We start from the raw sequence: 13916 nt of genomic DNA, 5'->3' as shown, positions 1-13916 counted from the left end.
CCTTAACTCTTTCTGGAACCTAAACCGACATTATCGCTTACAGGAGTAGGGGATTCATTTATACGATCACTTTCAAGTACACCGTCCTTAAATGTAAGTATCCTGTGTGTATATTCGGCTATATTATCCTCATGCGTTACAACTACAACTGTTGAACCGTTTTGATGCAGCTTGGCAAAAAGCTCCATTATTTCAACCGATGCCTGAGAATCAAGATTTCCGGTAGGCTCGTCAGCAAGTATAAGCGGAGGGTCGTTTGCAAGCGCTCTTGCTATTGCCACTCTTTGTCTCTGTCCGCCTGAAAGCTCATTCGGTTCATGGTTGATCCTCGCCCCAAGCCCCACCTGTTCAAGAAGTTCGGCAGCTTTCTGCCTTCTTTTAGCAGGTCCGAGCTTAGCATAAATCATAGGAACTTCAACATTTTTTAATACTGTCATACGGCTTATAAGGTTAAATGACTGAAAAACAAATCCTATTTTTTTGTTCCTGACCCTGCTTAATTCATCCTGTGTCATATCCGCAACATCCACACCGTCAAGATAGTAATGTCCCAGTGTAGGTCGATCCAAACAGCCAAGTATATTTAACAGTGTGGATTTACCGGAACCCGAATGTCCCATTATGGCTACAAATTCCCCCCGTTTAATGCTCAGGTTTATCCTGTTAAGTCCAAGCACCTTTATAGCCCCGGTATCATATATCTTGACAAGATCTTCAAGAATTATTATTTCATCCATATATGTCAAGCTATCCTTTCTATCAAAAATAAGTTTATAATAATCACAGATTAATTATATTTTATAACAGGAATAAACAAAAACTATATTTATTACTGACTTTGTGCAGGTGCTGACTGAGCACCTGACTGAGCGTCAGGCATCATTGTCAGCATCATATAATCAACCATTGTGCCGTCTGCAATCAAAGGATCGTACTTTGACATATATCTTAAAGGCTTTGATGTATCAAGGCTCTTTAGCGAATCCTCAAGAAGTTCAACATTAAGCTCGCCCTCGATACCTGTCTCTACAGGCACCGCCTTTATAACCCCTGTTTTCCCGTCTCCGGTTTCTTCAATAAACTGCATCATACTCTGACCGTTTCCATCATCTCCTATGGCTCCTATCGGAACTGTGTATACATCATCTTTTTCCTGAATTACTATCTTTGCCTTCGCATTTATACCTGAAATAAGACCGCTGCCGTCAGCTATACCTACATTTACCGGTATAACCCTCTCACCTGAGTTGCCCTGCCTTTCCTCACCTGAAGGACTTATCTTTTCAACAGTACCCTGTACTGTATTTTCGCTGCCAAGCATATCGGCGGAGATATCAACTTTCTGTCCAAGCTTTACTTTGCCTATACTATATTCACTTACAGAAAGTCTTAACTGAAGTTTGTCAAGTTTTTCAATAGTAATTAAAGTCGGGTTATTGTCAACAGCCTGATCAGCAAATCTGCCCACTTTTGCGAAAACTCTTGTAACAGTGCCGCTTATAGGTGCTATAAGCGTTGCATCTTCAAGCTGCTTTTCAAGCCTTTCAACCTCAAGCTTCGCATTGCTTATCTGTATGTCATATGATTCTCCGGGATCCAGCTTACCATCTTTTGTTCTGTACTGTGCCATATCAGCCCTTGCACTGTTTAATGCATTGGCTGCGGAATCAAGTTCGGACTGAGGTGAAGCTCCGGCGGCAACAAGCTCCGCCTTTCTGTTGTACTCGTTTTGTGCGGCATTTAAAGCCTGTGCCGCTTTGTTATATGAACTTTGATCATTTTTAATTTTTTCGTCTTTATTTGCTATTGCAAGCTCATAGTTGCCTCTTGCAGTTTCAAGCCTGCTTTGAAGCTCCTGGGTGTCTATCTTTGCAAGAATAGTCTCACCCGCTACAACCTCATCACCCTCTTTTACATTAATCTCAGTTATCTTTCCGTGTATTCCTGAAGTTATTGTAACACTGTCTGTTCCCTCAACAGGTCCTGTAACATTTAATGCATCTTCTATATGACCCTTTTCAAGGACTGATGATTCAACTGGAACTGCCGCAGCCTTTTTGCCGCCTAAAAGCCCTTTAACAATAAAAATAACTATAATCAAACCGAGTATTATAAAAAATATCTTTAACTTTCCAAGGCCTTTCTTTCTTTTTTTCGCAGTACCTGCATTATTATTTTCACTCATGATTTTTTCCACTTCGGACTCAACATTTTTGCCCATATATTAACCTCCTATTTTTTATAATACGGCAGCAGTTATAATATGATACAAGTGTCAAAAGTATATAAATTCGATGCAAGCCTGCTTGCAATAGAATTTATATACTTTTGACACACAAAAAATATGAGTAAGTAGCCATTTTTTGTAAAAAAATGAGCGAATTACGAATATTTTTGTAGGGATTGCCAGAAGCGAGGCTGTAGCAATCCTGTATCAATAGGTGTCAAATACTTTTGACACCTACGTCATAATATAAAAGCAAAAACAAAGCCTTTTTTGCCACCGAATCTAAAATTTAAATAATTACTGCAATACCTGTTATACCGTTATATCAAACCTAACTATACAATTAATTCTACAAAAACAAATGTTAAGAGTATGTTAAGAAAATATATGTTTTATCTCCATATATACGGTATATGTATGAAATTGTACCACTATCACCACTATAAAAAAAGAAATATAGTTTTAATAATAATTTAATAAAATATTACAATACATGTATTTTTCTTTAAAGTATTTTTTTAAAAATCTTTAAAGTTATCAAATTTTTTTTATTTATATAAAATCATTCCACCATTATTATCAAAACCTGAATTCCACATCTTCCTAAATGAGTAATATTTCCAATTTCCGTAAGTTGCCACCTTAACATATAATTCATCATCATATTCATTATAACCGACAATCATAAACCAGTGCCATAAAATCGGACTAAATTCCCTGCTTTTATGTTTAAGAAGCAGAAATGATACCGGAAAACCTTTGTTTATAGAGTTTTTTAAAAAGAAAGCCGCCTGAAAATAATTTTGTTCATTTTCAGATTCCAATTTTTCAACTTCAAGTTCCGTATAATTCAAATCCTTAAAGTAATTATTTATACCTTCAATAAATAAATCAAGCCTGTCAACACCTCCAAGTCGGGGTCTTATATAAGGTTTCATCATCTTTCCGAATCTGATATAGTCCCCTTTTGTAAGCTTTTCTATACTAAAAGGATACAGTCCGGTCTTAATTTTATTTTTTTCAAGCAATATTATACTGTCGCAGGCACAAAGTGCCGCACATCCTCCTATATGCATCCAAAAATCCAAAAACCAGCTCTGATTGCCTCCATATGAGTGCCCTATATAAAAATAATCCAATTCTTTCTTCATAATTCTATAATAATTTATATTTGTTTTATTTTATATGCTATATTATTAATTATAAAGTATAAAACACATAAAATATATAGTAAATATACATTTATATACTTTGTCTTATATAACCCATGCAAGAGATATTCTGCATTTGATATATTATAAATAAAAATTAATATATTACCCTAATATTTCATCAAGTCCGGCACCGTTTTTAAGTTTGTCGCTCCATTCTCTCCATGCTGCCCTATATCCTACATAAATATCCCTGCCCTTTTCAAGAAGCTTGTCAAGCTCCTGTGCAAGCTCTTGTGAGGACATCGGAAGTTCTTTTAACAGCTCGGATACATAATATGAGTTTGCAGTTTTGCTGTTTTTACTAACGTCAAGACTTGAAAGTATATTTTTATATTCCTTCCAATCACATCGTTTCAGCAAACGTACATGTTCTGGAGTGGCATGTTTTCCCAAAGCATGGTTATAAAAAAATTTTCCATACATTTCATTAAGCCCCTCATAAAACGGATTATAAAGCTGTGCCGCCATTTCATAAAAAGCATTTCCATACAGATTCCAACCATTGGTATATCTTTTTGCTTCTGTATTTTTATAATTAAGCAGTAAATCATACCAGCGTATATCAAGAGCTTCAAATATAGGTTTCTCAACAGTTTTAATATAATGCTTACGTTTTGAACATGCCAACATATAGCATTTTTTATCTTCATCATATTTAAGCCTTATAAAACAATTTATAATACCTGTTTCATCTTTTTTAACCGCAATTATATGATTTATAATTGACTTATTAAAGTATTCCTTATACTTTTCATATACATCCACGGCAGGCATGGTAAGCAAATCGGCAGCAAATGCAGACTCAACGCAGGCATCTTTGTATTCTTTATAAAGTCTTTCTGCCGTATCAAAAAATAACTTATCAGGATTTACAATCATTGAAATATTTAATGAGTTTACAACTCTTTGAGGAATATATTTATATGCTATAAGAGCATAATCCGCCGTTTCAGTCACAGCCTTGCCTGTAAAAGCATCCCACAGTGCATCAAGTATCTCAATGTCTTTCTTTTTTAACCCGGCAGTTTCCTTATTATCAGCAATATTTTTATAACTGTCAAGCTTTTCAAGCTGCTTTTTAATCTGTTCACCAAGAAGCACACCTACCCACGTCCGGGTAGAACTATGAAGAAGTGCCGATAAAACCTCAGGCTTTTTTGAAATTGCCTTTTTCCAGCATTGCATGGCTTCTTCTCCGTTCATATGTGAAAGTGAAGCCAGTGCCGCCTCTTTGCATTTCCCTTTTTCACTCCCTGTAAGAGCAATTAAAAGTTCTTCATTTGCAGGGTCATATCTAAGTGCATGTATCGCAGCTTCACGCACTTCTTTAGCAGCATCGGCATCATGAACAAGTGATTTGTAAAAATCATTTTCTTCCTCTCCTGAAATCTCTGAAATGATCTCAAGCCGCCTTACCATATCTTTCTTCCCCTTAGGGTCAAAGTCTTTTTTTAAAAGCGGACATATACCTTTTCCTTCGTTTTTAAGCCAGCCCTCAACCATCTGTGCGGTTTCACTGTAACTGTCTCCAAGTGCATATACCATCCAGTATTTCATCCTGAAATCTTTAAAAATCTCAGGTTCTTTCTCATGTGCATTTGCAATAATAGCATATCTGCCTGAACCTTCTGAAGAAAAAGCATCAATCACAGGCTTTAGACGGCTGTAAGGAAACTGCCTAAATGTTTCACCGCTGTTTAATGAGGTATCAATATACGATAAATTATCTTTTTCATCAATAGAGTAAAATCCGCCCTGTGTACAAAGCACCGCATCTACAAGAGCAAGTACATCAAGAAGAAGCTCCGCTTTGCTTTCACCGTCATTATCTGCACTGCCTGTAAGTTTTAAGCACATGTCATAGATCTGCTTAAATACAGGTGCAACCGCTGTATAAGACTCTATTTTATCAACTGCACGTTTTAGCCTGAAGTCCTCAGCCAGAAGTTTAATTCCTGCAACGGCGGAGTCTTCAAGCCTTGTACGAAGCTCATACAAAGCTTCTAAATTCATATATTATCCTCCTGAAATAATTTTATTTTAAAAATACTGTCTAATCAATCAGCAAATATTATACTAATACTCAAGTCTAAGTATGCCCTGATCAGTAATTATGCTGCACGGCACCATGTACATTCTCCTGCTTGACTTATCATAAGATACTTTTCCAAAAATAACCTGATCATGTAAAAAAGTTCTGTCAGGAAGCATATAAAGAGAAAGTACCGAATTTGCACCTTTTTTACTGTCTTTAAGCTCTATATATTTACCGCTGTAATCTTTAAGAAGTACGGTATTTTCCGAATCTGCCCTTTTTAGTAAAAGAATTTCATCAAAATGAATACATACCGCACATTCATTTTCTGATAAAATATTTTTAATTTCATTTTTAACCGATTTCATGGCAGTATCAAAATCCTTGTATGCAAAGCTTTTTACTGTCTTAAAATCCTCATTAACAGGCTCATTAAATTTTACACTGTCCCATCTTATCCTTTTATTTATACCTCCGGGGTAGCAGCTTAAAACGGATATATCCAGAACTGAAAAACATGAATCCTCCTGCTTTACATATTTAAGTGCCTTTACAGGGCGATAGTTTGCAGTAAATGATATATCGCCTCTTTCAAGATCCATCCAATAGCCTATATCTATAAATTCCCTTCTTGCCTCATCAAAAACAACTTCAAATGAAAGCTGAATTAACCTGACATTTTCTTTTTTAAGTCCAAGAGTATTTAACTGTTCAAGCTTCCAGACACCTCCCAATGCCTCATATAATATATCATTATCTTTCCTTATATCATCATTTTCAAGCATTTCTTTAAGGTATTCTTCCGATTTTTTTTCAAGGGATCTGAGTCTTTTCAGCACTTCAACCGCATTTGTATAATGTATAACATCACTATCTCTATGGAAATTTTCAATCTCAAGTATAAGCCTGTTAAATAAAATTGCCGGTCCCGGCAGATAATAATCACCTAACTGCTTTGAAAGTGATTTATAATCCTTTAATGACACACTTCCCATAGATCCTAATCCATTCTGCATAAGGCTATTCATTAGTTTTCTTATAAGCTCAAGTCCCTCAAGCTGTTTTTTTATCTTTTTTGTTCTTGCAGCCTTTGATACTGTTTTTTTTGAAGTCTTTTCCTTTACATCTGCCAAATCCGATACTTCAGACATATCGCCTTTTTGTTCATTATCTGAAGTTGCCTCTTTCTTTTTTCGCCTTGTTTCAAGTTTTTGCCTTTTTTGAATTATATCCTCGGGTATTTCAGTTATTTCAAACTCACGACCCGAATTAATTTCAAACAGAAGGGCAATACTATGCTTACACGGCAGCTGTCTGCTTGGACAGCTGCACCTGAAAACCGGTGCCGATTCATCTATAAAATCCGCTGAAACTGTATAAGCCGACTTTCCGCTTCCTTTACACTCCCCCAAGTATAATGAATCATCCCCGGCTCTCATCCTTTTTATAAATCCGCCCTGTAAAGATATCTTTTTGGCATTTGAAACGGCATTTGCATTTGGTGCAAGAGCGGCAATCCAGCCTTCATCAATTTTTTTCATATGCTGATTCCTTATTAAAACTTAAATTAGATTTTCCCTTTCATTTATTATTATAAAGCAGTATATCATTTTAAAAACCTAAAAAATAAACTCCCGGTCCGCACTGTAATGACCAGGAGTTTGAATAGTATAATGTGCGGTGCCATACAAAATCTCCAATCTGTTGACATCCTAAAGCTCATGGCCGGATTCGAACCGGCGACCTACTCATTACGAATGAGTTGCGCTACCAGCTGCGCCACATAAGCACAAAATGCTCTGGGAATAAACCCAAAGCATCTACATGACCAATCCGGGAATCGAACCCGGGTTTGCGCCGTGAGAGGGCGCCGTCTTAGCCGCTTGACCAATTGGCCTTAAAATAAATCGAGGCGACAAGATTTGAACTTGCGGCCTCAGCGTCCCGAACGCTGCGCTCTACCAAACTGAGCCACGCCTCGATACCTGTGCTTCTGCACACATATGCTGTTGAGGTTAAAACTTTTCGCTTTTCTCAACCGCCTCAAGTAGTATAAGTTAAAAGGTCTTTAATGTCAAGCAGTTTATTGCAAAATCAATCGGTACTTTACAGCATATCTCAAATATCCATCTTCAGCTTTATTGATTATTACAGTGATGATATGCTATATCATCATTTACATCCCGACACACTAAGTTTTAATCATAAAATATACTCAACATTAATACAATTATTTCTATTATTTATTATTAATAATATTGATAATCAGTTGTCATAATACACTGAACATTTGAAGTCTCCGTTTTCATTATATATCAATATATATTTTAAATAAACTTTTGAATCGGGCAAAAATTTCATCGGAAAAAATATATAATACGAATTTATATGATAAAATATTCTGTTACAATCTATTATACCATTAGGTTCTCCATATAAGTTCACTATATCTTTATACGCATATTTATTATTTAAATTAAATAACTGACTTATCTCTATTTCTTTTTTATCAACAGAATTAATATCTTCTTTTTCTTCAAAAAATTTTTTTATATCTTGCGTATTGCTTGTATCAGGAGTTTTATATACAAGTTTACATTTATATTTTCTATCTTTATCTCTTATAATTAATATTCTTATTCTAGCATCCTCGCTAAATACTGTACTCATGTCTTCTGAAATAATCAAATCACCAACATTATAGTATAATATTGATACGCCTGACCCCCACATTCCGCTAGGATGTCCTATTTCCCGTTCCAAATCCTCAAATGTAGTATCTGAATCAATGTCATTGATAAAATATTCCACATTCAGATTTTTCTTAAGGTCAAGTGCCGATGTTTTATTCAAATTTTGTTCGGATTGCAGCTCCGATACTTCATTCAGATTTTTTTTCAGGGTTAAATGTCCAGGTTCTATTTATATTCATCAGTACAATTACTCCTATTATTATTAATAAAAGAGCAAGCATATGCTTTAGCTTTATCATTTTTTTAATTTAAATACCTCTCCTCTATATCTAAATTAACTATTTTTTAATATTTAATTTTCTAATAATCTTCTACCTCTACATCACGAATAATCTTTTCATTTTTTTTATACGTTATTTCACATAGCATGTTATTTTGTACTTCACTGTTATATCCGAAAAAAAGTTCTATCTTTGTACCATTATCTAAAATATACACAGGATGTAACATTCCATATCCTTCCCAGTCATCCGGATCGCCTAGTGTTAATAATACTTCATCACGTGGCTTCCCCATCAGTGATTCAAATTTATGCTTTGTTGCAGCATCAATTTTATACATATCATACCTTTTATATAAAAATATTAACATAAATAATAATACAATAAATAAAATTAATGATAATATTTTTATACTCTTTCTTTTCAGGTATTTATTTTTTGTTGATATAATAAAATCCCAAGTCATATTTATACCCTCTTTTCTTTGCATCTTTTTTAGGATTTTTTACTCCTTTAATAACCTTTATCGAACCCGGTTTATGAGACCATGTTCCATCACTATTTTGCCGATACCGATAATACTCATCATCAGGATTAACTACCGGTAAAACCGCATATTCACCCGATAAGTTCGGATGATACTTTTCAGATTTTATTCCTATTACATCTGTTCAAAACCATATAGTAATAACATAAACCCCATGCAATTTCACACAGGAAATACTTATAATGATCTTTATCAAATCTATTTTCAGTATTTTAGGCATGTTATTACAGTAATGATCTGCTATACCATCATTTACATCCCGACACATTAAGTCTTAATCTAAAAATAAATTCGATGAGTTATTTAGAAATCTAGGTGCATATTGTATACGACATTTGAACTTTCCATCCTCTGAATATAAATCTATATAATTCAGCTTACTTTCAGGATTAGAAAAGAAATCAACCGGGAAAAATACATAGTATGAATTAATATGATAGTATATTCTGTTATTATCAGTTATACCATGAGGTTTCCCATATAAATTTTCTATGTCTTCATATGTATATTCATCATTTAAATCAAAAAATTGTCTTGGCTTTATTTCTATTTTATCTACATCTGAAATAATTTTTTTCTCAGCAAAAAGTTTCTTTATATATTCAGTACTTTTAAAATTTTTTTCAATATACATAATCAAACCCTTATAATTTTCAGAAATATCTTCCACTTCAAAAATAACAGGACCTTTAGTTGAACTTCCAAGTAACCAATTATCTAAAAAAACCAGATCTTCCGCCTTATAATAGTCTCTGACAATTCCAGATCCTATAGAACCGGTAAATGGACCTATCTCCCGTTCCAGATCTTCATAGGTCGTATCTGAATCAATGTTATTGATAAAATATTCCACATTCAGATTTTTCTTAGAATTCAGTGCTGATGTTTCACTCAGATTTTGTTCGTATTTCAGCTCCGATGCTTCATTCATATTTTGTTCGGGATTCAATGTCCATGTTCTATTTATCTTCACTAATACAATTACTCCTATTACTATTAGTAAAAGAGCAAGCATAGGCTTTATAATCTTTTTCATTTAAATACCTCTCCATTCTTGAGTACACTTTTTTCAAATTCGGTTCTTGTATATGTACTTACAGGCTCACCCCAGGCATTATAGTATATTCCGGATACGACTTCACCTTCAGTATCCTTTGCCATAACTGTACTGCCAAGTCTATCCTTTGTAAGACAGTACATAAGATTCTTCCTATACTATCTATCATATGTATAGAGTGTTTTCAGCATAAAACCGTCAACCCTGATTACATTACCTACAGAACCATATTTACGGGATACCGTATTTCCTATTCGGATAATACATTTGCCAAAAATATATAATTCTATCATCCATAGGTATTTCCGTTATCCTCAGCGCTGCCTCCGGGTCATATTCTTTCAGAACTTCATTAAGCCTGTCATCTCCCGTAAAACCGCCGGATTTATTTTCCGCCTCTGATTTGTCAAATGAATACCTCGCATTGTTTACCCAGTCTTTCTCATATTTGAATACCTTTGCCGATTTAACACAAAACATACCGTCAGTATTTACTTTAACATCCGCTTCTACAAGGTATCCTTCTATCCCTTGGGGAGCAGTCATATAACACAGTCTATATCCCCCTTCATACTCATCTTTTTTTAAAACCAGATATATATTTTTTATTATATCAGGTGCATATCTTAAATCATGGCATTCTTTTAAAGCCTCTTCTATACTGACAAAATATTCATCACTGTTATGAACCTTTGAAAAATATTCCTTGGCATCAAGCACTATTAAATTAGATTCCTCCGAACCGTCCGCTGAAGGACAATAAAAAATTCCCGAATTTACTATATTGTATTCCATGCCCTCTTCCTTTAATAATAAATCACACTCTTTTTCAGCCCTTCTTCTATCTCTAAATGGCAAATAGTAATCTGCCCTCAAATCATATGCATCAGTATATTTAAATTTATCCGGAAAATCATCTACTGTTAAAACATATTTAAGATTGATTTTTTTCCCATTTTTCAACTTCACGATACAGTCTCTTAAAGTTATAAAATCGTTATCATTTAGTATAGGGATAATAAAATATTTATATTTTCTTATCTCCTTTAATCTGCAATCATATTTACCAAATATAAAGTCATTTACCTTATCCATTTCTATAACCGCTTTTTGATCTTCCATTATATACAATACTGTTTCTCTTACATTATGTATAGCTAAAAAAACAGATGTAATTAATACAAATATAAAGAGACATTTACATAATAATCTTAATATAAAAGGAGTTGTTTTATTTTTCTTTTTTGACGAATTTTTATTTTCTATATTATTCATTCTTTATCCCCACTGTACTTATATCAAGTGATTCAACATCTTTATCAATAACAAGATTATCATAGCACCAAAAATATAAATCCTCTTCATTGTATCTCACATTTTCTATGCTGTCAGGAGATTTTCCGTTTATTTTAAGTCCAAAAATCAGTTCCTTATCTGTTATTCCGCAATAAAAGCCGCTCTTTCCGCCGCCTGCCTTTATTTTATCCTTTATATATTTTATAAATTCATCTTCCCGCTTTTCATACGAACTAAGCACAAGTTCAGCTTTTCCCACAAAATATCGATACCATATCCCGGAACCGGTATCGCTTATATCATACCAATATCCCGGAACTTTGAGGTCATAATAAACCAGTATTACATCCTGTTTTCCTCCTTCTTTTTCTGTTACTGCGACATCACAAATCGGATGCCTTGTCATGGATGAGTCTGTATAAGTTTCTGTATATAAGTCAATGTCGGTCTTTATATTTCCTTTATGTCCTATAATCAAATCCACAGTCGGATCATTTAAAAGGGCTGCATCCTCAGTAGCATAACCAAGTCCCGGCATTATCCAGTAATCAATTCCTTCAAATTTTTGCATTTCTTCAAACCAGTTGCATGTAATCTGCAGCATTTCTTTTACAGCTTCATCACTACCCTTATATTCAAAATATCCGTATTTCATTCCGGGTATATCATAGGTATCCTTGGAAAACGGAATACATAAAGCGTTGTTATGGTACAGAACTTTTTCACAATTCATTGCATATACTTCACAGTTCCATCCCGGAGTAAGTTCGTAGCAGTTCCCCTGTAAAAAGGGAACTGCCGACTTGTTTTCTGAAAATGATATTTTGAAATTTGTCTGCAGAAAATGCTTAACCTCCATGCTGTGTGCATTGCTGTAAAGTATTAAATTAATAAAATGAAATAAAAATGCAATAGAAGCCATTATTAATATAAATTTCTCAAGTTTTGTTCCTGAAGATATCCTTTTTAAAACCTTGTTTAAAATTTTTTTAAATATTTCATGTTATTTTTACCTGACTTTATCTTAAATTTAAACTTTCAATAAGAACAGAATCGTATATCTTATTACGTTCTTTTCTTGCATTGTCATTTCCGGTATCACCCGTATCACCTTCAAACAATTCATATCCCATGCCCTTTCCTTTAGACATCTGCCTTAAAACCCTCCTACTTATTTTAAGCTTTTATATTCGTAGCATGTATTTACAGGTGCACTTTTTCCGGATCCCTCCTTATATTCATTTACTATATTTCCAAATCCGTCATAAGAATATCTGCTTCTTCTAGGGCTGGTTCGAGGTATATATTCCTCTATAAACCTGTTGTTTTTATCATACTTATATTCGGATTCGATTTTTACACCGCTTAAATTCTCAGTCTTATTTTTAAGATTGCCTGTGCTGTCATATGTATATATACCCGACTGTATCCCGTCCATATCAACTTTTACAAGCCTTTCCATAGAATCATAGCTTCTTTGCTCAACACTTTTATCGGGCTTTGTAATCCCGGTTATATCTCCGGCTGCATTATACTCATAGGAAAATTTAAAGGTATCGTTTTGTATGCCTTTATTTTCTATGCCTGTCATCCTTCCCATAGGATCTCTTTTTATTATTTCAGCTCTTTTGAAAGCATCGGTTGTTTTTATCAGATTGCCTGCAGGATCGTACTCATATGATATCGAATATCCTCTTGCATCGGTTTCTTTTATACACCTTCCAAGACTGTCATACTCATATGATATTCCCTTTTGTGCTCCATCATTTATTATGCCTGTAAGCTGTCCGGCTTCATTGTAGCTGTATGAAACTCCTGCACCTGAGCCGTCCAACATATGGAGCGGATTTCCAAGTATACTGTATTCAAAGCTGCTTTTATGACCGTTTGCATCCGTTATACCTGTAAGAAGCCCGTTTCCGTTATATTCATAAAGTATCTTTGCCCCTGTCGAGTCGGTTACGCTATCAAGTTTTCCTGCCGCAGTATATGTACTTTTAAAATTATTTAATTTTGTCCTTACATCACGAATAATCTTTCCGTCTTTTTTATACACTATTCTCCACAACTTACTTCCATACTCTAAATCATAGGCATGTACAAAAATAAGCTTTACCTCTATACCATTATCTAAAATATATACCGGATGAGGATATCCTGAACCTTCATATTTATCTTCTTTTCCCAGTACTAATGTTATTTCATATTCTGATTTTCCCATTAGTGATTCAAATTTATACTTTGTTGCGGCATCAATTTCATACATATCATTCTTTTTATATATAAATATTAACATAAATAGCAATATAAGCAATAAGCTTAGTAATAATATTTTTATATTCTTTCCTTTCAGATATCTATTTTTTGCTGATATAGTAAAATCCCAAGTCATGTGTATACCCCCTTTTTCTCGCATCTTTTTTAGGATTTTCAACCCCTGTAATAACCTTTGTTAAACCCGGTTTATGAGACCATGTTCCATCAATATCCTGCCGATACCAATGATAGTCATCATCAGGATTAACTACCGGTAAAACTGCATATTTACCCGATAAGTTGTATGATA

At 34.1% G+C, this 13916-nt stretch carries 13 protein-coding genes and 3 tRNA genes; all 16 read right to left on the bottom strand.

All coding sequences use genetic code 11. The annotated features are described in order from the left end of the window. Nucleotides 1-2: 2 nt before the first annotated feature. Complete coding sequence (locus HMPREF9333_RS03655) at nucleotides 3-737, bottom strand: ABC transporter ATP-binding protein (RefSeq protein WP_005539873.1); 735 nt, start codon at nucleotides 735-737, stop codon at nucleotides 3-5. A gap of 92 nt (nucleotides 738-829) precedes the next feature. After that, a complete protein-coding gene (locus HMPREF9333_RS03650) occupies nucleotides 830-2221 on the bottom strand; it encodes an efflux RND transporter periplasmic adaptor subunit (protein WP_005539871.1) in 1392 nt (463 codons plus the stop codon). A 554-nt stretch (nucleotides 2222-2775) separates the two neighbouring features. Next, the gene (locus HMPREF9333_RS03645) at nucleotides 2776-3366 is read right to left on the bottom strand and encodes a hypothetical protein (RefSeq protein ID WP_083816568.1); all 591 of its coding nucleotides are present in this window, start codon (nucleotides 3364-3366) and stop codon (nucleotides 2776-2778) included. Between the two features lie 177 nt (nucleotides 3367-3543). After that, entirely contained in the window at nucleotides 3544-5454 is a 1911-nt protein-coding gene (locus HMPREF9333_RS12165; protein WP_005539869.1) for a HEAT repeat domain-containing protein, read from the bottom strand. Between the two features lie 63 nt (nucleotides 5455-5517). Continuing rightward, nucleotides 5518-7017 (bottom strand): SWIM zinc finger family protein, encoded by a 1500-nt coding sequence (locus HMPREF9333_RS03635; RefSeq protein ID WP_005539868.1) that lies wholly within the window; start codon nucleotides 7015-7017, stop codon nucleotides 5518-5520. 175 nt (nucleotides 7018-7192) lie between these two features. Continuing rightward, a tRNA-Thr gene (locus tag HMPREF9333_RS03630) sits at nucleotides 7193-7265 on the bottom strand. Nucleotides 7266-7301: 36 nt separating this feature from the next. Further along, nucleotides 7302-7373, bottom strand: a tRNA-Glu gene (locus HMPREF9333_RS03625). A gap of 10 nt (nucleotides 7374-7383) precedes the next feature. Then, a tRNA-Pro gene (locus tag HMPREF9333_RS03620) sits at nucleotides 7384-7457 on the bottom strand. Between the two features lie 284 nt (nucleotides 7458-7741). Next, nucleotides 7742-8329 carry a hypothetical protein gene (locus HMPREF9333_RS03615; RefSeq protein ID WP_005539867.1) on the bottom strand — a complete coding sequence of 196 codons (588 nt, stop codon included), beginning with the start codon at nucleotides 8327-8329 and terminating at the stop codon, nucleotides 7742-7744. A gap of 200 nt (nucleotides 8330-8529) precedes the next feature. Next, nucleotides 8530-8916, bottom strand: coding sequence for a hypothetical protein (locus HMPREF9333_RS03610; protein WP_040882147.1), 387 nt, complete (start codon nucleotides 8914-8916; stop codon nucleotides 8530-8532). 355 nt (nucleotides 8917-9271) lie between these two features. Then, on the bottom strand, nucleotides 9272-10033 hold the full coding sequence (locus HMPREF9333_RS03605) for a hypothetical protein (protein WP_005539866.1): 762 nt from the start codon (nucleotides 10031-10033) through the stop codon (nucleotides 9272-9274). Further along, on the bottom strand, nucleotides 10030-10197 hold the full coding sequence (locus HMPREF9333_RS12850) for a hypothetical protein (RefSeq protein ID WP_005539865.1): 168 nt from the start codon (nucleotides 10195-10197) through the stop codon (nucleotides 10030-10032). The genes HMPREF9333_RS03605 and HMPREF9333_RS12850 overlap by 4 nt, the downstream gene beginning before the upstream one ends. 88 nt (nucleotides 10198-10285) lie before the next feature. Beyond that, a complete protein-coding gene (locus tag HMPREF9333_RS03600) occupies nucleotides 10286-11329 on the bottom strand; it encodes a hypothetical protein (protein WP_005539864.1) in 1044 nt (347 codons plus the stop codon). Then, on the bottom strand, nucleotides 11322-12272 hold the full coding sequence (locus HMPREF9333_RS03595) for a hypothetical protein (RefSeq protein ID WP_005539863.1): 951 nt from the start codon (nucleotides 12270-12272) through the stop codon (nucleotides 11322-11324). Before HMPREF9333_RS03595 ends, HMPREF9333_RS03600 begins: the two co-directional genes overlap by 8 nt. A gap of 97 nt (nucleotides 12273-12369) precedes the next feature. Next, nucleotides 12370-12501, bottom strand: a complete 132-nt coding sequence (locus HMPREF9333_RS13470; protein ID WP_277352356.1) for a hypothetical protein — start codon at nucleotides 12499-12501, stop codon at nucleotides 12370-12372. Nucleotides 12502-12521: 20 nt separating this feature from the next. Then, entirely contained in the window at nucleotides 12522-13742 is a 1221-nt protein-coding gene (locus tag HMPREF9333_RS03590) for an RHS repeat domain-containing protein (RefSeq protein WP_005539862.1), read from the bottom strand. Between the last annotated feature and the right edge of the window lie 174 nt (nucleotides 13743-13916).

Source organism: Johnsonella ignava ATCC 51276, from assembly GCF_000235445.1.
Lineage (GTDB): Bacteria > Bacillota > Clostridia > Lachnospirales > Lachnospiraceae > Johnsonella > Johnsonella ignava.
The sequence above is the reverse complement of the archived record's forward strand: the minus strand, read 5'-3'. Positions and strand labels throughout refer to the sequence as shown.

Bases quoted from the DNA above. Each gene is read 5' to 3' on its own strand.
- HMPREF9333_RS03590 (WP_005539862.1), bottom strand. From the start codon at position 13,742: ATGACTTGGGATTTTACTATATCAGCAAAAAATAGATATCTGAAAGGA.
- HMPREF9333_RS13470 (WP_277352356.1), bottom strand. From the start codon at position 12,501: ATGTCTAAAGGAAAGGGCATGGGATATGAATTGTTTGAAGGTGATACG.
- HMPREF9333_RS12165 (WP_005539869.1), bottom strand. From the start codon at position 5,454: ATGAATTTAGAAGCTTTGTATGAGCTTCGTACAAGGCTTGAAGACTCC.
- HMPREF9333_RS03610 (WP_040882147.1), bottom strand. From the start codon at position 8,916: ATGACTTGGGATTTTATTATATCAACAAAAAATAAATACCTGAAAAGA.
- HMPREF9333_RS03605 (WP_005539866.1), bottom strand. From the start codon at position 10,033: ATGAAAAAGATTATAAAGCCTATGCTTGCTCTTTTACTAATAGTAATA.
- HMPREF9333_RS03650 (WP_005539871.1), bottom strand. From the start codon at position 2,221: ATGGGCAAAAATGTTGAGTCCGAAGTGGAAAAAATCATGAGTGAAAAT.
- HMPREF9333_RS03595 (WP_005539863.1), bottom strand. From the start codon at position 12,272: ATGGCTTCTATTGCATTTTTATTTCATTTTATTAATTTAATACTTTAC.
- HMPREF9333_RS12850 (WP_005539865.1), bottom strand. From the start codon at position 10,197: ATGTACTGTCTTACAAAGGATAGACTTGGCAGTACAGTTATGGCAAAG.
- HMPREF9333_RS03635 (WP_005539868.1), bottom strand. From the start codon at position 7,017: ATGAAAAAAATTGATGAAGGCTGGATTGCCGCTCTTGCACCAAATGCA.
- HMPREF9333_RS03655 (WP_005539873.1), bottom strand. From the start codon at position 737: ATGGATGAAATAATAATTCTTGAAGATCTTGTCAAGATATATGATACC.
- HMPREF9333_RS03600 (WP_005539864.1), bottom strand. From the start codon at position 11,329: ATGAATAATATAGAAAATAAAAATTCGTCAAAAAAGAAAAATAAAACA.